Annotated in this window: 26 protein-coding genes; 13 read left to right on the top strand and 13 right to left on the bottom strand. The window is 42.5% G+C overall.

Annotated features, from left to right (window positions below; genetic code table 11):
* Positions 1 to 29 precede the first annotated feature (29 nt).
* The 3 genes from D9X91_RS05695 to D9X91_RS05685 all read left to right on the top strand — a co-directional run bounded on the left by D9X91_RS05695 (position 30) and on the right by D9X91_RS05685 (position 5236).
* The gene (locus D9X91_RS05695; protein WP_121679620.1) at positions 30 to 1916 is read left to right on the top strand and encodes a SpoIIE family protein phosphatase; all 1887 of its coding nucleotides are present in this window, start codon (positions 30 to 32) and stop codon (positions 1914 to 1916) included.
* Positions 1917 to 1936: 20 nt separating this feature from the next.
* Positions 1937 to 3235, top strand: coding sequence for a sensor histidine kinase (locus D9X91_RS05690; protein WP_121679619.1), 1299 nt, complete (start codon positions 1937 to 1939; stop codon positions 3233 to 3235).
* 405 nt (positions 3236 to 3640) lie between these two features.
* Positions 3641 to 5236: an MDR family MFS transporter gene (locus D9X91_RS05685; RefSeq protein WP_121679618.1), complete on the top strand. Its 1596-nt coding sequence runs from the start codon at positions 3641 to 3643 to the stop codon at positions 5234 to 5236.
* Positions 5237 to 5395: 159 nt separating this feature from the next.
* On the opposite strand, the gene D9X91_RS05680 is transcribed toward D9X91_RS05685, so the two are convergent.
* The 7 genes from D9X91_RS05680 to D9X91_RS05650 form a co-directional block, all read right to left on the bottom strand.
* Positions 5396 to 6154, bottom strand: a complete 759-nt coding sequence (locus D9X91_RS05680; protein WP_121679617.1) for a (S)-benzoin forming benzil reductase — start codon at positions 6152 to 6154, stop codon at positions 5396 to 5398.
* Between the two features lie 101 nt (positions 6155 to 6255).
* A complete protein-coding gene (nagB, locus tag D9X91_RS05675) occupies positions 6256 to 7011 on the bottom strand; it encodes a glucosamine-6-phosphate deaminase (protein ID WP_121679616.1) in 756 nt (251 codons plus the stop codon).
* Positions 7012 to 7013: 2 nt separating this feature from the next.
* The gene (gene nagA / locus D9X91_RS05670; RefSeq protein ID WP_121679615.1) at positions 7014 to 8201 is read right to left on the bottom strand and encodes an N-acetylglucosamine-6-phosphate deacetylase; all 1188 of its coding nucleotides are present in this window, start codon (positions 8199 to 8201) and stop codon (positions 7014 to 7016) included.
* A gap of 72 nt (positions 8202 to 8273) precedes the next feature.
* Positions 8274 to 8561, bottom strand: coding sequence for a hypothetical protein (locus D9X91_RS05665; protein ID WP_148709049.1), 288 nt, complete (start codon positions 8559 to 8561; stop codon positions 8274 to 8276).
* A gap of 84 nt (positions 8562 to 8645) precedes the next feature.
* On the bottom strand, positions 8646 to 9917 hold the full coding sequence (locus D9X91_RS05660; protein WP_121679613.1) for a PTS sugar transporter subunit IIC: 1272 nt from the start codon (positions 9915 to 9917) through the stop codon (positions 8646 to 8648).
* Between the two features lie 30 nt (positions 9918 to 9947).
* Positions 9948 to 10253 carry a PTS sugar transporter subunit IIB gene (locus D9X91_RS05655; protein ID WP_121679612.1) on the bottom strand — a complete coding sequence of 102 codons (306 nt, stop codon included), beginning with the start codon at positions 10251 to 10253 and terminating at the stop codon, positions 9948 to 9950.
* Between the two features lie 16 nt (positions 10254 to 10269).
* The gene (locus D9X91_RS05650) at positions 10270 to 11130 is read right to left on the bottom strand and encodes a MurR/RpiR family transcriptional regulator (RefSeq protein ID WP_121679611.1); all 861 of its coding nucleotides are present in this window, start codon (positions 11128 to 11130) and stop codon (positions 10270 to 10272) included.
* A gap of 182 nt (positions 11131 to 11312) precedes the next feature.
* Between D9X91_RS05650 and D9X91_RS05645 the strand changes: the two genes are divergently transcribed.
* From D9X91_RS05645 to D9X91_RS05620, 6 genes are all read left to right on the top strand, one after another.
* On the top strand, positions 11313 to 11642 hold the full coding sequence (locus D9X91_RS05645; protein ID WP_121679610.1) for a PTS lactose/cellobiose transporter subunit IIA: 330 nt from the start codon (positions 11313 to 11315) through the stop codon (positions 11640 to 11642).
* A 63-nt stretch (positions 11643 to 11705) separates the two neighbouring features.
* Entirely contained in the window at positions 11706 to 12791 is a 1086-nt protein-coding gene (locus D9X91_RS05640) for a DUF871 domain-containing protein (RefSeq protein WP_121679609.1), read from the top strand.
* A gap of 15 nt (positions 12792 to 12806) precedes the next feature.
* A complete protein-coding gene (locus tag D9X91_RS05635) occupies positions 12807 to 13736 on the top strand; it encodes an ROK family protein (protein ID WP_121679608.1) in 930 nt (309 codons plus the stop codon).
* Positions 13685 to 14896 carry an anhydro-N-acetylmuramic acid kinase AnmK gene (anmK, locus tag D9X91_RS05630; RefSeq protein WP_233569708.1) on the top strand — a complete coding sequence of 404 codons (1212 nt, stop codon included), beginning with the start codon at positions 13685 to 13687 and terminating at the stop codon, positions 14894 to 14896. Before D9X91_RS05635 ends, anmK begins: the two co-directional genes overlap by 52 nt.
* On the top strand, positions 14897 to 15802 hold the full coding sequence (gene murQ, locus D9X91_RS05625) for an N-acetylmuramic acid 6-phosphate etherase (protein WP_121679606.1): 906 nt from the start codon (positions 14897 to 14899) through the stop codon (positions 15800 to 15802).
* Between the two features lie 115 nt (positions 15803 to 15917).
* Positions 15918 to 16679: a class I SAM-dependent methyltransferase gene (locus tag D9X91_RS05620; protein WP_233569707.1), complete on the top strand. Its 762-nt coding sequence runs from the start codon at positions 15918 to 15920 to the stop codon at positions 16677 to 16679.
* A 20-nt stretch (positions 16680 to 16699) separates the two neighbouring features.
* On the opposite strand, the gene D9X91_RS05615 is transcribed toward D9X91_RS05620, so the two are convergent.
* The 3 genes from D9X91_RS05615 to D9X91_RS05605 form a co-directional block, all read right to left on the bottom strand.
* Positions 16700 to 17356: an SdpI family protein gene (locus D9X91_RS05615; RefSeq protein ID WP_158598246.1), complete on the bottom strand. Its 657-nt coding sequence runs from the start codon at positions 17354 to 17356 to the stop codon at positions 16700 to 16702.
* Complete coding sequence (locus D9X91_RS05610) at positions 17340 to 17627, bottom strand: autorepressor SdpR family transcription factor (RefSeq protein WP_121679604.1); 288 nt, start codon at positions 17625 to 17627, stop codon at positions 17340 to 17342. The genes D9X91_RS05615 and D9X91_RS05610 overlap by 17 nt, the downstream gene beginning before the upstream one ends.
* Before the next feature lie 320 nt (positions 17628 to 17947).
* On the bottom strand, positions 17948 to 18262 hold the full coding sequence (locus tag D9X91_RS05605; RefSeq protein WP_121679603.1) for a thioredoxin family protein: 315 nt from the start codon (positions 18260 to 18262) through the stop codon (positions 17948 to 17950).
* Between the two features lie 140 nt (positions 18263 to 18402).
* Here D9X91_RS05605 and D9X91_RS05600 point away from each other — a divergent pair, with 140 nt between their 5' ends.
* The 3 genes from D9X91_RS05600 (at position 18403) to rodA (ending at position 21342) form a co-directional block, all read left to right on the top strand.
* Positions 18403 to 19452, top strand: coding sequence for an oxidoreductase (locus D9X91_RS05600; protein WP_121679602.1), 1050 nt, complete (start codon positions 18403 to 18405; stop codon positions 19450 to 19452).
* A 10-nt stretch (positions 19453 to 19462) separates the two neighbouring features.
* Positions 19463 to 20017 (top strand): DUF5673 domain-containing protein, encoded by a 555-nt coding sequence (locus D9X91_RS05595; protein WP_121679601.1) that lies wholly within the window; start codon positions 19463 to 19465, stop codon positions 20015 to 20017.
* A 152-nt stretch (positions 20018 to 20169) separates the two neighbouring features.
* Positions 20170 to 21342, top strand: coding sequence for a rod shape-determining protein RodA (rodA, locus tag D9X91_RS05590; protein WP_121679600.1), 1173 nt, complete (start codon positions 20170 to 20172; stop codon positions 21340 to 21342).
* Positions 21343 to 21535: 193 nt separating this feature from the next.
* Here rodA and D9X91_RS05585 read toward each other — a convergent pair whose 3' ends face one another.
* From D9X91_RS05585 to D9X91_RS05575, 3 genes are read right to left on the bottom strand one after another with little or no spacing between them, the layout of a single operon-like run.
* The gene (locus D9X91_RS05585) at positions 21536 to 22603 is read right to left on the bottom strand and encodes a Ger(x)C family spore germination protein (protein ID WP_121679599.1); all 1068 of its coding nucleotides are present in this window, start codon (positions 22601 to 22603) and stop codon (positions 21536 to 21538) included.
* Positions 22600 to 23688, bottom strand: coding sequence for a GerAB/ArcD/ProY family transporter (locus tag D9X91_RS05580; RefSeq protein ID WP_121679598.1), 1089 nt, complete (start codon positions 23686 to 23688; stop codon positions 22600 to 22602). Before D9X91_RS05580 ends, D9X91_RS05585 begins: the two co-directional genes overlap by 4 nt.
* A gap of 16 nt (positions 23689 to 23704) precedes the next feature.
* Positions 23705 to 25219, bottom strand: coding sequence for a spore germination protein (locus tag D9X91_RS05575; protein WP_121679597.1), 1515 nt, complete (start codon positions 25217 to 25219; stop codon positions 23705 to 23707).
* A 340-nt stretch (positions 25220 to 25559) separates the two neighbouring features.
* Between D9X91_RS05575 and D9X91_RS05570 the strand changes: the two genes are divergently transcribed.
* Positions 25560 to 25814 carry a DUF2573 family protein gene (locus D9X91_RS05570; protein ID WP_121679596.1) on the top strand — a complete coding sequence of 85 codons (255 nt, stop codon included), beginning with the start codon at positions 25560 to 25562 and terminating at the stop codon, positions 25812 to 25814.
* The last annotated feature ends 12 nt before the right edge of the window (positions 25815 to 25826 follow it).

Genomic DNA, 25826 nt, shown 5'->3' with positions numbered 1-25826 from the left:
TTAACATTGAATAAGGATGGGTGGTTGCAATGGCGAAAGAGATAAAGCAAGGTTCGCTTATATTCCTCGCCGCCGTCCTTCTCTATGGATGCTTTGCCGCCCAACAAAAATATTTTCCCGGCATGCATATGGATATTCCCTCGATACATTTAATATTGGAGTTTTTCAGTATATTCATTTCCTTCAGCATTGCTCTACAAGGCCTTACGTTCTACAATCCTTATGCACCTTACAGAATCATCGTACTCTCAAGTGTGTTTTTTGCCGTCGGAGTATTAGATTTTCTGCATGTATTAACTTATGAAGGCCTCCCCCTCTTAAGTGTTCATTTTTCTGAACTATCCATCTATTTCACCTTGATCAGCAGACTGTTAGAAGCAGGTATGCTATCCATCTTATTTTTCGTTCCGGAAAAGAAACGGAATTACCGAGAGTTAAAGCAATCTTCCTTCACATTGATCCTATTAATCGTGATTTTGGTCATCGTATTTGTTTTCACCTATTCACCTGCTTTTCCATCACTTTACCATGATGGTTCTCCAACGTTGTTCAAATATACAGCGGAATTATTCTATTTCATTTCCCATTTGATGATCGTGATTTTGGGCTTCATATACTACCGTAAAATAAAAAGAATTGAAGCTCTCCAATTATGCATATCCGCCTTCTTCCTTTGTTTATCGTCGCTGGCCTTCACTCCGTTTGGAAAGGTGCATGCAGGAGCAAATTTCACTGCACATATACTAAAAATAGCCGGTTATATATATTACTTTAAGATCGTCTATTCAATATTAAGCAAGCAGCCTTACGAGAAATTGAAAGGGTTGTCCAATAATTATAGTCGATTATTGAATTCAGTAGTCGAGGGCATCTTTGGCTTGGATAGCGACGGCAAGGTTATGTTCATCAATGAATCTGCATGCAGGATGCTGGGATTCAGGGAGGATGAACTGATCGGCAGGCAGATTTATCTTTATATTCATCATCAATCGACTAGTGGCATGAGTAGGTTCGGGACTTCAAGCAGGGATGGGGAAAATCGCTTTTTCATCGATGAACTATTTTGGAGAAAAGATGGAACTTGCTTCCCGGTAGAATTTTTCACAAGGCCTTTGTACGAAAAGGAAGAGATCATTGGAACGGTTGTGACATTCTTGGATGTAACGGAAAAGAGGAATTTTGAAGAGCTTTTGACGGAGCAGGTTCAGCTTGAATATGAATTGGAAATTGCCGCAACTGTCCAGGAAAATTTCCTTTCAGCGGTTAAACCTCTTTCAAAAAAATATAGTCTTGGCGTGCTGAGCACGCCATTCAAAAAACTTAGCGGGGATTTTTATAATTATATTGAAAAACAGGATGGATTGATGATTTCAATCGCGGATGTTTGTGGAAAGGGGGTACCGGCCGCCATTCAAATGACGATGATGAAATTTGCGATGGAGATGCATACAGAGCCTAATACCATTTTAGAAAAAATCAATCACTTTTTTGCTAAATATAATTCAGACTTAACCTTTATTACGATGTTCATCGGGTATTATGATGAAAAAACCTCCTTGTTCACTTATTCTTCTGCCGGCCATGAGCCTGGGTTGCTGTATAGAGCGAGGAGCCGAACATTTATGGAATTAACCACGAAAAACCCCTTGCTTGGGATTGATTCCGAAATCATCTATAAATGTAATTCTGTTCAATTGGAAGATGGGGATATTTTAATTTTATATACAGATGGAATCATTGAAAAACGGAAGAATGTAATAGATAGCAATGAAATATTGAGAGAATGCTTGATGGAGATCGACCTCTCCATGTCAGCACAGAATATCACTCATCAACTGTATCAATACATTGAAAAGTATCATAATGGTGATGCTGAGGATGATCAGACATTATTGGTTCTTAAAATAGAGGACTGAATGAACAGGAGGAATTATTTTTGCTGAAAGAAATGCTGTTGAACTTTTTTCTGATTTTGATTCCGCTATATTTCTACCCTTTTATCTTAAAAAGTGATAGCCTTCGAAAACGGCAAGTATTCCTGGGTATTATTTGCGGGTTGATATCCATTGTGTGCATGAAGTTCCCCATTGTAGCAGGTGAAGGATTCATTTGGGATTTCCGCTGGATTGCATTCTTGATATCAATATTATTTGGCGGGGCGATTGGCGGGGGATTTACAGGCATCATACTCGTATTGTTCAGGTTCAGCCTGGGGAGTTTGCTCAGCTCACTCAATGTTTTAATAGTGGCGATTGCTTTATTCGTATTTTTTCTACCCAAATATAAAAAATTTCAGTTTGAAATGTCCTCCAGGAAGCTTTTTTTAAGCATGATTTATTCAGCAGTGACTTTTGTATTTGTCATTTTAGCCATTGCCTTTCAATTTTGGTATGAAGGGAATCTGATCGTTTTTTCACAGGTCGGAGCTTTTGTTCTAACTTTGATGGGGTTGTCATATCTGGTTGCGATGTCGGCATTTTGCTTAATCACTGAAAATATGAATAGCTTTTACAAGCTAAGAGAAGCTTTTCATCAAGCGGAAAAATCAAACGTCCTTCACGAATTATCGGCATTAATGTCGTATGATATAAAAAATTCTTTGTCGAATATGAAAGAGAAGCTTTATGCTGGCCAAAAGGAAACGAACCCGAACGGAATACTTGATGATTTAGCTCATATTGAAGATGTTATTGACAAGTACAGTGAATATAGGCGGAGTCAATTGAATATGGAAGAAGAGCTGAATATTCATACAGAGATTAATGAAGTAATGAAATTGCTGCTGCCTTACTCCAAGACCAAAAGGGTGCAATTAAACTTTACGATTACGCCTGGCCTGATGATATATGGAGATCGATTAAAGTTTAAGCAAGCAATTTTGAATATTATCAAAAATGCAATAGACGTTACTCCCAGGGGAGGAGAAGTACTAATAAAGGCAGAAGATGCGAAAAAAGATGTGGTCATCCGGATAAAAGATAAAGGTCTCGGCTTATCTCAGGAGCAATTGAGAGAAATAAAATATTTTCTCAACCATTTGCATGGTAATACGGTTGGACGGGGGTTGCTGGTAACGCTGAAATTACTCGAAGCCATGGAGGGAAACATCCAATTCGACAGCGAAATCGGGAAAGGAACGGAAGTGACGGTGAAGCTTCGTAAACACGATAAAAACTCAGTCACGGAAAATGTAAAGTGGAAATTCAGGAAGGATGCCGCAGCCGGCTCAAAATAATGGCGAGTTAAGAAAAGGGATCTTGACGGATTCCTTTTTTTTATGCTTTTTACCCTTTAATCTTAGTAGATTTTCATAAGGATAATTTTTTATATGAGGTTGATGGGAGCGGAAGTAAGACTCCTGATTAATAACTAAAGTATCGTGAGCGGAAATCAACCTAACTCAAGTATTAATTATCAGCAACTAACTATACGAAAAGACGAGCCTTTTTTATAGAAAATATTAAATATAATCAAACTGAAAAATTCAAGTAAGCGAAATTAAAAAAACATATTGACCGATCAGTCATTGAGTAATATACTTACTCTTGTGGTTATTAAAGAAGGGTTTTTTGCGAGTTTTTGACCGTGTAATAATATGTACTGACTAGTCATTCAATATAAAGGGATTGGAGATAATAAAGTGGAAAATACACAACAAGGAATCAATAAGCGTCTCGTTATAGCCGGTTTGATCATCGGGATGTTCTTCAGCGCAATGGAGCAAACTATCGTTGGAACGGCAATGCCCACGATCATCGCAGATCTAAATGGATTCTCTATATTCGCCTGGGTAACAACTGCTTACTTAATTACTTCAACAACGGTTGTGCCGATTGTAGGGAAGCTATCGGATATATATGGAAGAAGAAAACTATATTTGATCGGGACTTTAATCTTCATTACAGGTTCTGTCCTCTGTGGATTTGCTCATTCAATGGAGCAATTGATCATATTCAGGGGGCTGCAAGGGATAGGCGGGGGAATGATTATGCCTTTATCCCAAACGATTATCGGAGATATCTTCACAGCAGAGCAGCGTGCCAAGTGGCAAGGCGTCTTCGGCGGGATATTTGGTCTTAGTTCAGTTATCGGGCCTTTCATCGGAGGAGTTTTGGTGGATAACATCAGCTGGCATTCAATTTTCTGGATCAATTTCCCGTTCGGCTTGCTGTCTGCCGTATTGATTGTTCTAGGATTGAGAAATGAATTGGTCGGCAATAGCGAAAAAGCGAATATTGATATTTGGGGCATCATTACTTTTATACCTGCATTGGTCCTTTTATTGTTGGGATTGACATTTGGCGGGGATAAGTTTGAATGGGCTTCAAGCACGAGTCTATTCATTTTTGGTGGTTCTGTGTTATTCGTCATTTTGTTCGGGTACGTGGAGTCGAAAGCGAAAGATCCAATTCTTGATTTGAGTTTATTTAAGAATCGTGTATTCGCGACTACAAATATATTAGGATTTTTGTTGGGATTGGGAATGTTCGGAGCCATCATGTTTGTTCCGATGTTCATGCAAGGTATTTTAGGTGTGACACCTACACAAGCAGGATCGACAATGACCCCGATGATGATTGCGTTGATTGCAGCAAGCATTATCGGAGGAAGACTGTTATTGAAATTCAGGTTCCGTACGGTCTTGACTGCAGGGATGATCATTGCTGCACTTGGGTTTTACTTGATGAGTACGATGGATGTTCATTCTCATGCTTCAACTGCTTATTTATATATGGTTGTCCTTGGACTGGGAATGGGGCTGGTCATGCCGACATTAATGATTGCGGTTCAAAATGAATTCCCTAAAACAAGGTTAGGGCAAGTGACTTCAGCATCCACTTTCTTTAGATCAATTGGTGGTACGATCGGAATTACAATCTTAAATGCAGTCATGAATCATTCATTGGATCTGAAGATGAATGACGCGATCAAAGCGGAAACCAATCCGATCATCCTTAAGACGCTCGAAGGCATCTCAAACAAACTTGACAGTATGTTCGGCATTTTGTTGAAGCCGGAGGTCCTGCCATTGCCTGATGCAATCAGAGGGAAGGTTATCGATGTCCTTGCCCTGGTATGGTCAGATTCATTCTCTCACGTGTTTATATGGGGTTTGAGCTTCATTGCCATTGGAATTGTCGTTGCTTTATCAGTTGGGGATGGCAAGATTCAGCGTGACCGTCAAAAACAGGCGCAAGATATTAATGCAAAACCTCTACAAGTGGAAACAAATTAATAGGTAAAAAGAGCTGTCCAAGTAGACAGCTCACAGTTTGCCAATAAAGAAGGAATCCAGAGAATTTTCTCAGGTTTCCTTTTTTTGTTGAATTGTAATCCATAGGTTGAGGGAGGGTGATTTCCGCGGAAGGATGCTCGCTTTCCGCCCACTATACGTTTATGAAAGAAGGTCGTTCACGTGATAGATTTCGCCGTTGGCCGCATGGCCATTCAGCAGCAGTTTAACAATCGCTTCAGCTACGACTTGCGGATCACGCAAGTTGCCTTCTTCTTTCAATTTTTGGAATCGTTCAATGTCCTGGAAAGCATCCTTCGAGGAAGAGCGGATTGTTTCCTGCATATTGGTATCCATAACGCCCGGGCTGTATCCAACGATCCGATTGTTAGTCCCGGCCGGATCCTGCTCAGATGCTGCTGTTTTGGTGAACATGTTCAAGCCGGCTTTTGTACTTCCGTATACGCTCCAGCCCTGATAGACTTTTTCTGCGGCACCAGATGTAATATTGACGATATCGAAAGGGATATTTGCTTGATTGGCTTTTTCCAGCATTAAATTTGTGATTAGTATTGGAGCAAGCAGGTTGACTTTCACACTCGCCGCAGCAGCGGACGCTTTCAGCTTGCCAACCGTTTCAATCGGCTCTACCAGACCGGCATTGTTGAATAAGAAAACTTTATCAACTTCGCTGGAGAAAACGATACTGCTGATTTTCCCAAAAACATGAATGATTTCATCCTCTGATGATAAATCGCAGGGGAAATGTTCATAAATTAATTTATTCTCCAATGCTCTCTCTTTTATATCCGTGCTTTCAGATCTGGCAACGGAGATGATTCCGATATCCTCTTTGAGCAATTCCTCGGCGATCTTTTTCCCCAATCCTCTTGAAGCACCTGTGATGATGGCAATGTTCATGATTGCAACCTCCTTGAATAAATGCTATTTTCATCTTAAACGACGAAGATTGGAATTGCTATTCTGATGCCCTCGGCACAAAAAAATAGGCCAATTCAGACCTATTTGCAGGAGAAATTCGAGTCATTGATGTTTAGGATGCTCATGGCATCCTCGTCAGCGATAATGGTTACATTGGGATGCTGTTGAAGGATAGAGGCTGGGAATGCTTCAGTTACGAATCCATTCACAAGCCGTTCAAGTGTTTTTGCTTTTGACTTGCCGGAAACAAGGAGCAATATTTGTTTGCTGTTCATGATGGTCTGTATCCCCATCGTGATGGCTTGGGAAGGTACATCTTCAATCGAAGAAAAAAACCTCGAATTGGCTTCACGTGTACTTTGAGCCAATTGAACAACATGCGTCTGGCTTGAAAATGAAGTATGGGGCTCATTGAATCCGATATGCCCATTATGGCCAATCCCGAGGAGCTGGAGGTCGATGCCGCTCAGCTTATGTATGAGCTGATCATATTCCAGGCACTCTTTATCAAGGTTATCCGTTTTCCCATTTGGGATGTGGGTATGGTTTGGGTGGATATCGATATATTGAAATAAATTCTTCCTCATAAATGAATGATAGCTATTCGGATGATCCGCCGAAATGCCGACATATTCATCCAAATTGACGGTGCGGATATGTTGATAGGTCGTTTGATTTTGTTTATGATCCAAAACGAGCTGTTCATAAACGCCTTTTGGTGTGCTTCCAGTCGCAAGCCCGAGGACAGCATTGGGTTTTTGCTTGATTAAATGGATGATTTTTTCTGCAGCAACCCTGCTTAAATGGCTGTAGTCCTTTGTTTGAATGATCTTCATGTTTACCAATCCCCCCGTCTATAAGCCAATTTGCCTTTGCAAATGGTCAACATTACATCCAACCCTTCGTTAAGCACAACGATATCTGCATCCTTACCGGGTGTAAGGCTGCCTTTTCGATCGAATACGTGTAATTGCTTTGCTGGGTTCACTGTCGCCATCTGGAGGATTTCCCTCAATGAAATATCCAGATATGCTGACATGTTTCTGATGGCATCTTTCATCTTTAAGATGCTACCTGCCAAAGTTCCGTCTTCAAGCAAGGCTTTTCCATGCTGGACGGTAACTTCTTGTCCCCCTAGATCATAGCGTCCATTCTTAAGGCATTTCGCCCGCATAGAATCCGTGATGAGCAGCATCTTTTCAGCTGTCTTCATCCGATAAACAAGCTCCATCATTTCTGGGTGGAGGTGTATCCCATCTGCAATCAGTTCAACCATCAATTCATTCAGCTTGAGAGCAGCTCCCGCAACGCCAAGTTCGCGATGGTGCAGCCCCTTCATGCCATTGAACAAATGGGTGACATGGGTCGCTCCCGCATCTGCGGCAAGCTTGACTTCTTCAAAGGTGGCATCAGAGTGGCCTACCGACGCGATGATGCCTTTTGAAGCTAAATGATCTACAAATTCAAGTCCGCCTTTAAGCTCAGGAGCGAGCGTAACGAGCTTGATTAATCGGTTTGCATGATTATTCCATTCCTCGAATAACTCAATATCGGGTTGTTGGATGTATTCTTTTGGTTGAGCACCAGCCCTGCATGAGTTGATGAAAGGGCCTTCCAGATGGATGCCGAGAATTTCAGCTTGTCCTGATGATTGTGTTTCCGTATATCCGGCAACATTCAAAAGAGCCTGCTTGATATTCTCATGGCTTTGTGTGATGGTCGTGGCTAAATAACTTGTTGTTCCTTCTTGTGGAAGGGAAGAGGAAATGGTTTGAAGGGCATCCGCGGTCCCATCCATTGTGTCTGCTCCCCCAGCTCCATGAATATGGACATCGATAAAGCCCGGGGTGATTTTAAACGAAGAGGGGAGGGTGATGATGGTATTGCCTGAATGGGTTGGACAACTGGCGATATCCCCCGCTTCAACAATCTTTTCACCTTGAATCATCACATAGCCATTTTGCAAAGTTTCATTTTCTAGAAAAATCGTGCATCCTTTTAGGATCGTTTTTGTGCTTGTATTCATGTTCTATCTCCTCTTCAATTGGTCTGGGATGTTTGGCTGCAGATTTATATGCTTATAGTGCTTTTACGTGAATCAGGCCATGAAAATGAGAAAGTAGCTGACGCCGCAGCTGACAAGAATGGAAAGAATCAACCTTTTGAATGCAGATTGGCGGCTTTTTGCCTTATCGTCAATGAACAAAAGAACCAGGCTCATTCCGACAGCAGCAGAAAACGAAGTCGCCCAATAGACGCTCCAATTTTTTTCGAGACCCAACATAAGCAGAGGTTTAACTAAAAATAAATTGCCTAATACGACGATTAACATAAAAATAAATACACCTTTAAAACTGATTCGAGGGAGTTTCATGGAATCATTCATTTTTTCACCCTTTTCTTTGAAAAGAAAGGGACTGTCCCGATACATCCATGACAGCCCCGATTCTTATTTTATTTGGAGCATTGTTTATGCAGCTTGGTCTTGACTGTGCTCTTCTTCCATCATTTTCCGATCATACATTTTGAAGAATGGGAAGTAGATAAAGAAGGAAATGGCTACGTTAACGACCACAAGTATCACGGCATTCCAATCTCCGCCGGTTGAAAGATAGGCACCGATCGGCGCTGGCAGCGTCCAAGGAGGCTGAACAAATGTTGGTGTAACGAACCCAACCGCTGTAGCGATATAAGCCAATGTACCGGTAATAAGCGGTGTGATGACAAACGGGATGATCAGGATCGGATTCAACACGATCGGAGCACCGAAGATAACCGGTTCATTGATATTGAACAAACCTGGAAGGAATGAAGCGCGTCCCAGCGTTTTCAAATATTTTGAACGAGAGAAGAAGATCATGCAAAGAACAAGCCCGAGTGTTGCGCCTGCTCCGCCGATCCAAATGAACCATTGATAGAACGTTTCAGGAGCAATGTGTGGAGCTACATGTCCTGCTGCAACTGCTTCTGCGTTGTCACCGATGTATCTTTCCCAAAGCGGTCTTGCGACAGTGCCGACGACAGAAACCCCATGAATACCAAATGCCCAGAAGAAAGTAATTAAGAAAACAGGCAGAAGGACACCGAAAATGCTGTCTCCAGCTTTAACAAATGGAGCTACAGCTTTATCCACAACAACATGAAGGTCGATTCCGAGTAAAACGGTAAAAGCAGAAACTAATAAAATAACAATTGCAACCGGAATTAACGCCTCAAATGAACGGGCAACCGATGGTGGAACCTGCTCTGGCATTTTGATGGTGATATTTTTGACCTTGCAGAAACGCATAATTTCTACTGCAACAATCGATATGATCATGGCAACGAACAATCCGTGGCCGCCCATATTGGCCATCGGAATAACCATCCCCAAGTCTTTTGTAGCCTGAGGCATAATTGTCAGCAAGAAAGCGGCTGCTGAAATTTGCGCACCGGACAATGGGTCCAGCTTATAGCTTTTCGCCAGATTGTATCCGACCCCAAAGGCTATATAGAGCGACATGATATACATTGTCATCCGGTATGGAATCAAGATTTCCCCGATATGCTTCGCGGCCCATTCTGATATTGCCCAATCTTTCGGCAGCGGCGGGAAAGCGACGATCAAGAAAAATGAACCAACAATAATGAACGGCAACGCTGAAATAACCCCGTCGCGAATGGCTTGCAAATGTCGCTGTTCAGACAAGCGCGCCATTGGACCGGAAAGATTTTTTTCTAACCATGCAACAAACTTCTGCATAATTTCTCCATCCCCTTTTTAAAAAATCGATTAGCCTTTAATTTCCTTGATCTTTTTCAGCAAGGCCGGACCACCAAGAGGTGTATAGGCTTGAGGAGGTATGGCATCACAAGGCACCCCAGCCTCGTCTGCCGCTTTTTTTACAGTATCAAAGCGATGGCGGATCTGCGGAGCGACCATACAAATGTCCCATCCATTTCCCATCTCCTCGGATACTTCCCCTGTCCCGATGGCGTGAACATCCATCTCCATGCCTTCCTTTTCAGCTTCTTTCTTTAATGCGTTTACTACGATGGCACTAGACATGCCGCCTGAACATACAAACAAGACTTTCATTCTATTCCCTCCAATATTACTGTTTCTGCATTCTCTGTACAGCTTGATGGGTATCGATGATTTTTTTGTAAACACGGCTGCCTCTTCTCGTACAGAGGGCGATGAATAGAATATCAATCACCGCTAGTTGAGCAATGCGTGCTGTCATTGTGCCAATGCGAATATTTTGCTCTTCATTGGAAATGGAAAGGAGGATATCGGCCATCCTTTTTGCAGGTGATTTTCCATGCTGTGTCAATAGAATGGTCGAAGTTCCTTTTTCCTTCGCGATGGAAAGCAGTTGTAAAATCTCCCTGGTCTTACCTGAAGTTGAAACCACAAACAAAATGTCCCTTTCAGTCATGTTCGCAGCCATCATCATCTGAACATGGATATCGTTGGATTGAAAGACGGAAAAGTCGATTCGAAGCAGCTTTTGAGTCAAATCGTTGGCGACCAATGAAGATCCTCCAGCCCCAAATACATAAATTCTCTCTGCCTCATGCATGGCACAGACGGCTTGATCCAACTGTTCAATGGATACGAGATTTTTCGTATTATTCAAGGCTTGTATGGTTTTGGCGGTCACTTTCGAAACCACTGTCACCAGGTCATCCTCAAATTGAAGGGGAGAGGCGGTTTCATCGTGTTGATTGCCTTCCAAACTGACTTCCTTTGCAATTTCGATTTTCAATCCTTTAAAACTATTGATTCCTATTCGTTTGCAAAAACGGATGATGGTTGCTTCACTGCTTTGGCACGCAGCAGCCAATTGTTTCGTTGTCATGGAGAGTACTTCTTCTGGATGCTCCAGGACGAAATTTGCCACGGATTGTTCTGCTGGGCTGTAATGATTCATTTGATTTTCAATGAGTTGCAGCATATAAAAACGTTCCATAATCACCTCCAAAATAATGATTGAATTGAAAGGGTTTTCGTTTTAATATGATTATATGATAGTCTGAAATAAAATTTCAATGTAAATTTGTATTTTCAAAAATTAAATTTCAGTTTAAGAGAATATATTGGTACAAAGCCGAATATAATTTAGTTTTGTCCCGAATCAGGAGGATGTCTTACATGGAAAATTCAATCAATGTCGAAACGGATATTTTTACGATCATCTCTCATGGTGGAAATGCCAAAAGCATTGCGTATGAAGCGTTGGAAGCGGGGCATCGAAACGAATTTGAAGAAGCTGATAAGCTGATGGAGGACGCCCATAAAGAACTAAATGAAGCGCATAAGACGCAAACAAAGCTTATCCAGGCTGAAATCAATGGCACACACTTTGAAAAGTCCCTGCTCATGATCCACGCACAGGACCACCTCATGACATCCATAAGCGAAATCAACTTGATCGAACAAATGATCAAACTGCTCAAAAAAATCGACACACTTCAAAAATAAAAAATGGCCCCCCCTTACAGGTGACAGGCACCAGAAAGGGGGGGCTGGGGAGGTTTTTGGTTTATGAAACGGCTGGGTATATCGATTTATCCGAATCATTCAACACCTGAAAGGGATATGGAGTACATTTCGCTTGCAAATCAGTATGGTTTTAAGCGAGTATTCACGTGTTTATTATCGGTGGATGGGGAAAAGGAAAAAGTCATTTCGAACTTTAAAAAAACGATTGCACATGCGAACGAACTTGGCATGGAAGTGATTGCCGATATCAGTCCGCGGGTATTCAAAGAACTGGAAATTTCCTATGATGATCTATCTTTTTTTGCAGATCTTGGTGCTGCGGGGATACGCCTTGATCTGGGATTCACCGGAAGCGAGGAGTCGATCATGACATACAATCCCCATCAATTGAAAATTGAACTGAATATGAGCAATGCAACGAAATATATTGATAATATCATGGCCTTTCAACCGAATAAATCTATGTTATTGGGCTGCCACAATTTTTACCCGCACCGATACGCCGGGCTATCATACCCGTTTTTCATCCAATGCAGTCAAAAATTCAAAGATCTGGGGATCAGGACTGCAGCCTTCGTTTCCTCCCATGACGCCTCGTTTGGTCCATGGCCAGTGGTCGAAGGGCTCCCGACATTGGAAATGCATCGTGAATTGCCGATAGATGTCCAAGCCAAGCATTTGTTTGCGACAGGTTTGGTCGATGATGTATTGATCGGGAATGCCTATGCGTCGGAAAGGGAGTTGGCCGCTTTAAGCAGCATCAATAAAGATAAAATTACGCTGTCGGTCGAATTGTACGAAAATACGACCAAGCTTGAGGAAACAATCATTTTTGAAGAGTTCCATTTTTACAGGGGGGATGTTTCGGACTATATGATCCGGTCAACCCAAAGCAGGGTCAAATATCGCGGAAGTGAATTCAAACCGTCCCATACACCGGATATTCGCCGGGGAGACATATTGATTGAAAATGATTTATATGGACAGTATGCAGGGGAGCTGCAAATCGCTTTGAAGGATATGAAGAACTCTGGAAAAACAAATGTCGTTGGCAGGATACGCGAAGAAGAGATTTTCTTGATCGATTATCTTGAGCCATGGGGCAAATTTGCTTTCCAGAAAGTTTGAACAGGGGGAGAAAAGATGGAGTTGGTCATCGGAGTTGATGCGGGAGGAACGAAAACCACTGCTCTCATTTTAAATCAGGACGAAGACATTTTATTCGAAGCCAAATCAGGAATCGGGAATCCAGCGGTTGATTTTCCCCAAGCCCTCCAAAATATCAAAAAGGTGTTAATAGATTGTCTCCAAAGCCGTTTCGGAGCGGAGTGCAAAGCTGTTGCAGCAGGCATAGCAGGAATTGAAGCAGGTAATTATAAAGATTTGATGTATACAGAATTAAGAAAAGAGTTCTCAATCCCAATCCTATTAATGAATGATGCCGAGCTGGCCCATTTCTCCTTATTAAAAGGGAGCGACGGTGTGGTCACCATTGCGGGAACGGGTTCGGTTTCATTTGGGAGAAATGGAAAAAAAGAAGGATACACAGGAGGATGGGGACATCTTCTTGGCGACGAGGGAAGCTCCTATCATATTGCGATGGAGGCGTGCAGACAAATTGCGATATGTGCAGACAAAGGAATCCCATTTACAGACTTGAGCGAATCCATCATGCGCGTGCTTCAGCTGAAGGAAGCCAATGATTTAAAAGGATTTGTCTACCAATCTACCAAAGATCAGATTGCGGCATTATCCACCCATATATATGAAATGGCGCTAAAAGGGAATGAACATGCCAACTCCCTTTTTCAACAAGCAGGAATACAATTAGCGCAGCAAACCTATTTCCTGCTGAAAAAACTGGATTTTCAGAGGGAAAAGGTGCTTGTCAGCATTAAAGGAAGTTTGCTTGAAAAAAATGAATTCGTTCAAGGAGAGTTTAAGAAGCAGCTTGAAATGCTTTACGAAGGGAGCAAATGGGCTCCATCAGAAAGCTCACCGGCTGCAGGGGCGATCTATGCATGGCAGATGGCAAAGGGGACGGACCGATGGAAAAGATCGTCGTTGGATTGATGTCAGGAACATCGGTCGATGGGATCGATGCCGCGATCGTCAAAATAAAAGGATACGGCATGGATTCCAAGGTGGACCTTCTTCACTTTTCTACGATGCCGTTTGAAGAAACATTGAAAAGAGAAATCCTGGATAGCATGGATATCGATCTATCAAATGCTGCCTCCATTTGCAGCTTGAATTTTAAATTAGGAAAGAAATTTGCCGATGCTGTTAGGCATGTATGCACAGAAGCAGGGGTGCCGCTTGATGTCATTGATTTGATCGGTTCGCATGGCCAGACAATCTATCACATTCCCAATGGAAGCGACCTGTATACTAAATCCACACTTCAGATTGGAGAGGCAGCAGTGATCGCTCATGAGACAAACACGATGGTGGTATCCGGCTTCAGGGCAATGGATATGGCAGCAGGCGGGGAGGGTGCTCCCTTAGTGCCATATACAGAATGCATCTTGTATAACGACCCCAAAAAGAATCGGGCCCTGCAGAACATTGGCGGTATTGGAAATGTCACCGTCCTGCCAAAAGGGATGAACCTGGGAAACGTGTTTGCTTTTGATACGGGACCCGGAAACATGGTCATGGATGAATTAAGTCTCCGTTTAAAAGGAAGCCCTTATGATCCAAATGGACAATGGGCAGCAGCTGGCATCGTTGATGAAGAAATGGTAGCGGAATGGCTCAGAATGGACTTTTTCTCAAAGGCTCCTCCCAAATCCACAGGAAGGGAGCTGTTTGGAAAAGGCTTCACCGATGCTTTTTTACGTGATCATGGCCACAAACCGGCTGAAGATCTAATCGCCACTGCCACCTATTTTACAGCCGCTTCCATCGCCAAGTCCTATCAATCGTTTATTTTTCCCAAGCTGAAGATCGATCAAGTCATCATCGGCGGCGGAGGGAGCTATAATTCAACATTGATGACGATGCTGAGGAAGCTGATGCCTGATGTCGATATTGGAACACAGGAAGATATCGGCTTTTCTTCTGAGGCAAAGGAAGCGATCGCCTTTGCCGTGTTGGCCAATGAGACCATCCATCAACAAGCTGTGAATGTCCCCCGGGTGACGGGGGCATCCTCATCGGTCATACTCGGGAATATCACACTGCCTCCAGGAGGGGACCATAAAAAAATACTACAGAAGGCAGGGAAATAAATGAACCTTCAAAATATATTAACGGAAAAACGAAATGATCATACATTCGATATCGATCAAGTATCTACCTTGGAAATGGTGAAGAAAATCAATGATGAAGATAAAACGGTGGCTTCAGCCATTGAATCCATTCTTCCTCAGGTTGCCAAGGTAATCGATTGGATCGTGGCAGGTATGAAGAAGGGGGGAAGACTGATATATATAGGGGCTGGAACAAGCGGGAGACTTGGGATCCTGGATGCTTCCGAATGTCCACCGACTTACGGGACATCACCAGATCAGGTAATTGCCATCATTGCCGGCGGCGATCAAGCGATCCAATATGCCCTCGAGGGGGCGGAAGATGACGAGGAAAAAGGCAGGGAAGACATCACCGCTAAAAAGGTGGGACCAAACGATGTAGTCATCGGCATCGCTGCCAGCGGCAGGACTCCCTATACGATTGCTGCGATGAAACAAGCGAAAGAACTCGGGGCTAAGGTCGCGGCCCTTGTGTGCACCCCACAGTCCGAGATGGAAGCCGTCGCTGATGAGGCCCTCGTTGCCGAAGTAGGTCCTGAGGTAGTGACCGGATCTACCCGAATGAAAGCTGGTACAGCACAAAAGCTTATCCTTAATATGCTTTCGACAGGTACGATGATTCAAATGGGCAAGGTTTACAGCAATTTAATGGTCGACGTCATGGCATCCAATGAAAAGCTGAAAGAGAGGGCAAAGCTGATTGTTGCTGAGGCAGCAGGTGTGACGTTAGAAGAAGCGGACGCCGCGATGAAGGAATTCAAATCGGCAAAGCCGGCGATCCTTTCTTTGGTAACTGGATTGAAAGGTCCTGAAGTTGCCGAAATGCTCCAAAAGCATAACGGACATTTACGGGCGGCCATTGAAGATACTTTGAAGCTTTCGTGACAACACATAAATCAATAGGTATGGATTAGCAGGATGCCATGGGCCATTCTGCTATTTTATTTTCATTCATTATGTTACAATTCAAAAAAAAATTGGATAAGGAAGGAGAAAGCCATTGAGTGTAGAGGAATTATTTGAATACTATGTGAAACAAGCCGAGAGCCCTTTCAGCGGCTGGGATTTTTCATTTCTCGCCGAAACGAACCGCATGGATACAGAACCACTTCCATGGAGCTACGGATCGATAGTGATGAAACAGAAACAGCTTGTTGACACCATGTTGGATATGGGAACGGGTGGAGGAGAATTTCTTTCCATGATCATGCCCCTGCCTGAAAATACATATGCAACGGAAGGATACCAACCGAATATTTCCATCGCGAAAGACCGATTGGAACCGATCGGTGTCGAAGTGAAGGAGGTAGGCGAAGATGATCTCTTGCCCTTTCAGGATGACCAATTTGAACTGGTCATTAACCGGCACGAATCATTTGACGCATCAGAGGTTAAACGAGTCCTTAAGGATGGAGGGACATTCGTTACTCAGCAGGTGGGCGGACTCGATTTACAGCGATTGAATATCGAGCTTGACGCACTTGATCAATTCGATTACTCCGATTGGAATTTGAAAACAGCCATTGACAAGCTTATCGAAGCGGGCTTTTCCATCACCACGTCAGATGAGGCTTACCCGGTCACGCGCCTCTATGATATAGGAGCCGTCATTTATTACTTGAAGGCGATCCCTTGGCAAATCAATGATTTCTCGATCGAAAAATATAGGGATTTTTTATTTAAACTTCATCAAGAGATTGAAAGTAAAGGCTTCTTTGATGTAAAAGCCCACCGTTTTTACATCATTGCCCAAAAAAAATGAGCAGTGGGATTTCCCGCTGCTCATATTCCTTTTTTAAAGAGGTAATACGAATAGCCATAAGTAAACAAGGCAAGAAGAAAAATAATCCCGAGCATCACTTTAAAGGCAATTTCGCCCGGCAAAAACCCGCAGATCATGAAAAGGACTCCGCATAACATGAATAATGGACCTGCCAATCGGTGGGTCTTTCGCCAATTCTCTTCGCTGGACAGTGTCCAAGGAGTCCGGATGCCGATGAAGAAATTGGACCGCAGCTGTCCCATGTAGTTTCCAAGACCGATAAAAACGGCTCCGACTCCGATGAGGACAATCAGCTTAATATCGATTGCATACCCAAGATTGAAATAGATGGTTGCCGTACCTATGCCTCCAAGAAGAACCGCTATGATGTATCTTGTCTTCAAAAAAGCTCGCATAAATTTACTGTAATTCTGTTTGCGTGGATCGATAAATCGGCTGAATTTCACAAGCAGCGAGACGCCGAGATTTGTAAGCACCAGGATCACAAGGAACATACTCTTTGATTGGTAGTTATCTGCCTCCCCACTTGGACCAAAGTGGATAGCCATTGAATCGGGAAGATCTTTATAGTAGATCAAAGCGATGAAAATCGGAATCAAGCAAATGAAGAAAATTATAGCATCATGCAAATCCCAGAATTTATTTTTTTTGTTCATGTCGAGTATCCCCCTTATCATCTAAAAAATCCATAAACCAGGACATGATTTCTTGTACGACAGTGGAATTCAGCGAATAGACGATGTGCTGTCCCTGCCTTTCGTCCAAGATCAATTCTGCTTGTTTCAAAGCGCTTAAGTGGTGAGATATGCTTGGCTTAGAGATGTTGAAATGCTCTGCAATCTCCCCTGCCGTTAAATCGCCCTTCTTCAAGAGCTGCAGGATTTTCCTTCTGGTCGGATCTGACAATGCTTTAAAAGAAGAATTCATATCCCTTTTCCTTTCTTTTAGACATTTAGATAAACATCTAAATATATTATATGTTTTTTTCCTTTAAATGGGAAGGGGGTGGAGGGGTTTTTTAAAAAAGTTTATGAAAAGACGTGGTTGATTTTTGCTGCAGGATGCTCGTTTTCTGAGGGGGGAGGTGATCCTTCAATCTCCATTTTAAGTAAAAAGAAGCGGAGAATGTCGGATTCACTCGAATAATCGATATATTGAAATTTTCGCAGATAAAAGGTCCGATTTCGCAGATAAAACCAACCCTTTAAGAAAACACCAAATAAAAAAGCTTCCTCAATGGGAAGCTTTTACACAGACTCCAAAAATTCTTTCACTTGCTCAGGGGATTTTGCATTTGCGCTGTGCAAATGAGCGATCTTCTTGCCATCTTGGAATATCAATAGGCTGGGAATCCCCATGACATCATATTTATCAGCCAGCTCAGGCATTTCATCCTTGTTTAATTCATACCATTTATAATTGTTATACTCATCGATGATTTCATCGATGAACATATCCATTCTTCTACAGTCAGGGCACCAGTCAGCGAAAAATTTCACGACGATCGGCTCCTGGTTTTCAATGAGCTCTTCGAATGTTTCGATATTTTTGATTCCTTGCATGTCTTATTTCCTCCTTTATCTATCCATCCTTATTTTATATGGTAGCCGGCAAATGAGCAATTTTTCAATTGTGAGTATCCATCCACACATAATATTATGATAGTATAGTCTTAGATAAAATTGAAGGCTTGGAGGAAACTATGAGTGCAATTAATACCGGGCTGATTGGATATGGATTCTCTGGATCGACTTTCCACGCCCCTTTTCTCAAAAATATGCCGCAGTTTCACTTGAAAAAGGTAATGTCCGCTAATGAGGAAAAAGTGAAATCGGATATTCCGGATACAACCGTAGTGGGGAAGCTGGAGGAGGTTTTGGATGATCATGATGTTGAATTGGTCATCATTACGACCCCCAATCATCTCCATTTTGATATGATAAAAAAATGTCTTGTGGCTGGGAAGCATGTAGTGGTTGAAAAGCCATTCGTCGTAACTTCCGCTGAGGGAATAGAGCTTTGCAACCTGGCAAAAGAAAAAGGAAGAATGCTTAGCATCTTCCATAATCGCAGATGGGATGCAGATTTTCTGACGATTCAATCCCTACTTGAGCATGAGGAGCTGGGGAACCTTTATTCTTATGAAGCACACTTCGATCGATTCCGCCCGCAAGTAAAGGATCGCTGGAAGGAAAACGCCATTGCCGGATCAGGTGTTTTATACGATTTGGGCTCGCATCTGATCGATCAAACCTTACAGCTTTTTGGCTTTCCTGACTGGGTGTCGGCTGATGTAGATGCACAAAGGGATCCGGAAAAAGCAGAGGACTATTTCCATATTGTCCTGGGATATGGGCAGATGAAGGTCATCCTTCATTCCTCTTCTATCGTTCCTGATCAAGGCCCAAGATTTCAACTGCACGGGGACAGAGGTTCCTTTGTCAAATTCGGTATGGATGGACAGGAGGATGCACTGAAGGCAGGCGGAAACCCGATTGCAGCTGATTGGGGAAAAGAGGACCCGGATTTGTACGGGAGGCTTTCCAAGATGAACAGCTCGGGCAAACTTGAAACGAGAACGCTCCCTTCGGAACAAGGAGATTATAAGCAATATTATCTTGGGGTTCATCGTTCGATCCGGGAAGGCGTGCGACCACCTGTGACAGCGGAAGAGGCATTGAACGTCATTCGACTGATCGAAGCGTGTAAAGCAAGTTCTGATAATAAACAGACAATCATATTTGAGGGATAGGCTTAAAGGGATGGATATAGGGAACTTCATACATATATCTTTTATCACTCTAGTCTGTGGAATCGTCATATTTGTTTATTTTGAACTGATCATCAATTTTCATCAAAGAGGTCGACTTGGGAAGGTTGAATATCCAAAAAATCAGCAATTCGATGAATACAGCCTTTTCATTCGATGGAAAACATCGGAGGATCGGCTTTATCGAACTGGAATCTATTTAGCATATGCTTGGATCATTTTTGTTTTATTTGCATGGAGCTACAATGTATTTGTAGAACCATTCTATGGTTTGACTGCCTTTTCGGCGCTCCCATATATCTTGTTTTTCAGCAATATCATTGAAATCAGGGAACGCGGCTTATTAATAAACGGATTACTCGTACCTTGGGAAGATATTGAACGGTATAAATGGGATCAAAGAAAAGAAAACGCATCTCTTGTGCTCATTTATAAGCAGCGAAAAATGGGCTTCAAGAGATTTCGTTCTGCACCGATGCCATATTTGCTCTCGACTAAATTAGAGAAAATCATGAATGAACAGGCTGGTTTGAAAAAAGATGCTTGATCCAGGAGGGGATCTGCTCAGCATTCCCTCTGATCAACCCGGCCGTGCTTTTCTGTGTGAAATTTTTCCCAAATCGATTTGTTCATTTGTTTCAATGCATTGTTTCAGTATAATAATATCATGTACTTTATTGATAAAGAGGAGACGAAGTGATGACTTCTCAGCAAAATTCAACAAGCAAAATTGATTATGGGCTTGTTCTTAGTTTGATGCTCATGTTCATTGTCAGCTGTATTTCCATTTATAGTGCTCAGCAAACAGGGCAGTACAGCGGGAATTTCTTACTAAAACAGGTCATGTGGTATGGTGTTGGGGTCGGTATCATCTCCATCGTCATTCAATTCGATTCAGATCAATTAAAAAAATTGTCCTGGTACTTCTATGGTGTGGGGCTATTTTTACTTCTTTTGCTGATTGTTGCACCAGAGAGCATCGCGCCAAGAATCAATGGGGCGAAAAGCTGGTTTCAATTACCGGGTGTAGGGTCGCTGCAGCCTTCGGAAATCGTGAAGGTGTTCTTGATACTGGCACTCTCCCGAGTGGTGGTCGACCATCATCAGAAGAATTTGATCAAAACATTGAAAAGTGATTTCTGGCTGCTGATTAAGCTTGGGATCGTGACGTTCATTCCATTGCTTCTTGTCATGAAACAGCCGGATTTAGGAACGTCCCTCGTCTTTATCGCCATTTTATTGGGGATTATCTTTGTTTCCGGGATCACTTGGAAGCTTCTCATACCCATTTTTGGCGGTTTTTCTATGATTGCTGCAGCAGTTCTTTCGTTGGTTATTTGGTATCCCGATATTTTGGAAAAGTATTTGCATGTACATAAGTATCAGCTCAGCAGGATTTATTCTTGGCTTGATCCTTATAACAACCAAAGCGGGACAGGATACCAATTGACCAGATCGCTGCTTGCGATCGGATCTGGTGAGACTGGGGGCAAAGGATTTGGCCATAGCGATGTGTATCTTCCGGAAAATCATACGGATTTTATTTTCAGCATCGTAGGGGAAGAGTTCGGATTTGTCGGTGGCAGTGTTTTGGTCAGCCTATTTTTTATGCTGATTTATCATATTACAAAGGCAGGTCTGGAGACAAAGAATGATTTTTATTCCTATATTTGCTCCGGCGTCATTGCGATGATCACCTTCCACGTATTCCAGAATATCGGCATGACCATCGGACTTCTCCCCATTACCGGGATTCCCCTGCCGTTCATCAGCTATGGAGGGAGCTCGATCATGGGAAATATGTTTGCAATAGGCTTGATTTTCTCGATCCGCTACCATTATAAAAAATATATGTTTTCTTCTGAAGCATGATAAGAAAAGGCTGTCCAGGAATGATGGAACAGCCTTTTTTTATATTTTTAATAGTCTCTTTTCATTATGTTTGATGCTATTATTCAAAGTTTGTGCAAAGTTGATTTCCGCTGCAGAATGCTCGCTTTCCGTCCAATCAATCCCATATGATGAATTTCTTTATGGAAAGGTGTTACAACATCAGCCTTTTCTATTATTCCACCGTACCGGATTCCGTGATGATGATTTCCGGCTTGACGGTGATTTTGATATTTGGATATTGCTGCCGCCATTTTTTAATGTCGAACGAACGGTCTGAATTAGACACTCTGAAACCGATTCCGATCGGATCGACTCCAAGTTCCTGAAATCTTTTGACCATGGCATCGCAATGTTGTTGGACATCGTGCTTAAATGCTTTTTCTATTTGTTTTATTTTTATTGGGTTCAAGCCTTGCCCTGTATATTCACGAATGATTCCCTTCACTTTTATGCTGATGACTGCCGACACCTCTCCATCGTGTCGGATGATTTTTATTTTATTTTTGGAGTCGATGCTCCTGATGGCTGCACGTTCCTTTTTTAACTGCACGACTCGTGTGCCTTCGCTGTATTTATCTACGAGCAGTTTAAAGAAGAACATATGGTCTGCATTGATTTTTTCGACATATTTATCTTGATCGAATACTGCAATCCCTGAAATCTCCATTTGGTTTGGTCCGATTTGCCTTAACAAAGGCAAAAAAGGTGATTTTCCATGCTGATAATAGTCAAACAAGAAATCGTGAAGATTGGTCGTCGGGACATCCCTCGATTTAATATTGTGATTGAGCAGGTTATAGATATACATTCCGTTTCCGCGATTTCCATAGTTGCCCTGAAGCAGTGATTGCGCTGTCCCGTCTTCAGTCACAGCCAGGAAGATCCTTGCACCGATGCTTGCATCGCGGTGAAGGGCATCCCCAAGCGGGACCAAGCCTTGACGTGCGAGGGTGTCCCCGAATAGTACGACTTGTAAACTCCCGGTGACAAGTGGTTCTGTAGATTGTTTTTCCAGATTGGCCAAAATGTCCCGGCTGGATTTCCCGATTGCTGACATGGTGACATTCTCAATCGTTTTATCCTTTTGATATGCCGGAAAAAGGGCTGTTCCTAAAATATTTTTGCCTTGTGCCTTATCGTAGCCTGCAGCCGTCTCAATATTTAAATCGTCGATAATTTCTTGTTCCACACATCCGGTTAAGATCATTAAACAAAGAGGTAGAATAATCCATTTTTTCATGACTTCTTTTTCACCTTCCTAACAAACAGCAATAATAGAAAAAGAAGGGGTACATATACAAAATTGAGGTAAAAGCCTACCTTTCCAAGGATATCGTTCAATGAATTGATTTGAAGCCTCGTTTCAAAGAGAGAAACCGCCACCAAGCAGACAACGGCCAAAATTAAGACGGAGGCACGTTGGGTGATAGGAAAGGTCCTTTTCATGATCCTGCTTGCACACCAAAGTGCAATGCATATGTTAGGCAGGATGATCAAACACCAATTGGCGATGCCGATGTATTCAAATCTTTCCACAAATGGGAGCTCAACAATTTTCCATAAGGATAGGGTAGCCCATATCGTTTTTTGCAGCTGCCCTTGACTAAAATAGCCAAATGTTATGATGGCTATATATGAGTAGGTCATCGTAGTCGCAAGAAGTCCAAGGTGTGCCCATTTTTTGGATTTTTGCGGTTCTTTGATGAAAGGGAAGTAAACCAAAAGGGTCTCATAGCCTAGATACGTAAGAGACATGCTATATGTACCGTTAAGGATGTCCATTATGGAACTATTGAAAACAGGCAATAAATTTCGGTAATCCGAGTGGGGAATGGCCATAAGGAATGGCAGCAACAAATAGCTGGGGAGAATCGTCCCGAAGAAAGATACCCCTGCGACGACCCTGAATCCCCCATTGACGATATAAAGTACAAGCAGTAAAAACAATAGACTGAACCAGAAATTAGATAGCGTAGGAAACATCCATACTTGGATGACTTCTAAGTAAGTCCTTAATACAGTGATGGATTGTAGACAAAAATAAATTGCAAAGAAAAGATTGAACACATTTCCAATCCACTTTCCAAAAACCATCTTTTGTGCGTTTAATAAATCCCCATCGCCTTTTTCGCAAATTTGATAAATAATAAACATAGCGATATGTGTGGCAATTCCGGCGATCAAAATACTCATCCATGCATCATAGCCCGCAATTTTGGCGATGATGCGCTGAAACCCTAAAACACCGACCCCAACCTGCATGGATGTCACCGTGAAGAAAACGATGTATTGAGAGATCTTTCTTGATTCAGGGATGGACTGCATGTGATAACCTCCGTTGCTACTCGTCTATATCAATCTTGCGGGTGGCGTCTTTCTTTTTGAATCTTACAGGTTTTTCAGTCCTTAAATATTCCGGACGAATTGCTTGTTTATTATAGGGGAGCCGTATCAGAGCGTCTTTTAAATCATTCCATCTTGGAGGATAAAGTGGTTCCAAAAATGGCCTTCCCAAAGATGTGAGCTGAAGCAGGTGCGTCATCAAAATCGAAAAACAAAACACAATGCCAAGCAGTCCCCAAAGCTGTGCAAATAACAAGAATGGGAAGCGCAGAATCCGGATGGTGTTGCCCATTTTGTAGACAGGCGTTGTGAAAGAAGCAAGTGCCGCCAGCGCTACGATAATAAGAAGGACATTACTTGTCAGTCCTGCTTCCACCGATGCGGTCCCAATCACGATACCGCCTACGATACCGATCGTCTGTCCGACCTTTGTAGGCAGCCTTGCCCCTGCTTCCCGGAGCAGTTCAATGGTTAATTCCAAAAACAGCGCTTCCAGAATGGGTGGAAGCGGGATTTGCTGTCTTGAGGTGATCAATGTTGCCATCAGATCCTTTGGAATCAGCTCATAGTGATAGGTGAGGCCGGCAACGTATATCGGTGTGATCAGGACAGAAAATGATACCGAAAAGACGCGAAGCAGGCGAAGGAATGAGGCAATATACCAATTTAAAAAATAATCCTCAAACGCATTGAAAAATTCGACTAGCGTTGTCGGTCCGATCAAAGCAAGCGGAGATCCATCGACTATGATGACAATTTTCCCTTCCGACAAGACCGCTGCTGTGCGATCCGGACGCTCCGTGTCGACAAGCTGCGGGAAGATCGAATGGGAATTGTCTGCTATTAATTGTTCAACGTAGGAACTGTCATTGATTTGATCAAAGTCGATAGCTTGAATTCTTTGTTTGACGGTATTGATATTTTCTTTATTGGTAATGCCGTCAATATAGAGGACCCCCACCTGTGTCCTGGACAGACTGCCGATGACAAACCGCTCTACAACGAGTTCTTTTATCGGGAGCCGCTTTCGGACAAGGTTGATATTTTGATCGATGGACTCGACGAATGCTTCCTTCGGGCCAATGACGCTGAATTCCACTTCAGGCTGTGTCACACTTCTTACAATTTCCTTTTGGGCGGCAATGAAGGCGAATTTCTTTTTTTCATTTTCCAGCTTCAAAAGGACATACCCGTTAAAGAGCTTTTGTTCAATTTGGGTGACATCATCGCTGATGGTCATATCTGCGATGGGAAGGATATCCTGAATTTGTTCGATATGAGTGAATGGCCGTTTTAATAAGTATGGAAGCACATCTTTTTGCAGGATGTCTTCATCGACAAGAGTGGATATGAATTCAAAGCAAAACTTCAAATTGGATTCTTTGTTCAAATAGTAAATCTTTTTGAAATCCTCGGATTTTGCAGCCTCATCCTGAAAGCTCTGGTAAGTTTGTTTAGGGCTTTGTTTCTGTTCGCTGCTGGATTTCTTTTTTTTATGGGAAAAAGGCCACATTCATCTCACCCCAATGTCGTCGGTTCTATACATAAGGTTATTGTTACCGTAATATGGAGATTTATGAATTTCTGTTTGCGAAATGATGTAGAGTATTGTTGATTTCCGCTTCAGGATGCTCGCTTTACGAGTGGCGGGCGGTGAGCTTCCTCTTCTTGTCCGCTCATCCCTTCGGAGTCTCTCACCTTCCGTTCCAATCACAACAAATAGTGAGTTTTTAAATAAAATCGTAAAAAAACGGCAATCTCTAAGAACGCAACCTTTATAAAGATAAAAAGGTAGACGGTACATAACCTGTCCGTTATGCTGATGTTAATCCAAAATGAAAGGCGGACTTACGATGAATGAAGAATTTGTCGAACAGTTTGAAGCGTTGATCGATAAATATACAGAACTTCTGACAGGTGATGCGACACCTGAATTGAATGAAAAAGTGAAAATATGGGCCTTGTACACGTATATTTCCAAAACAATGCCGGCATTGGCCAAGCATTGGAATGGGCTGTATCCGGAAGGCAAAGAAGAAATGAAAAATATTATTTTGGAAATTAAGAAGTTAAATGAAGAGCATCGGGCAAAGGAATCGAAGGAATAATGAAAACTCCTG

Source organism: Falsibacillus albus (assembly GCF_003668575.1).
GTDB lineage: Bacteria > Bacillota > Bacilli > Bacillales > DSM-25281 > Falsibacillus > Falsibacillus albus.
Note: the sequence above shows the minus strand (reverse complement) of the source record. Positions and strands in the feature narration are given on the sequence as shown.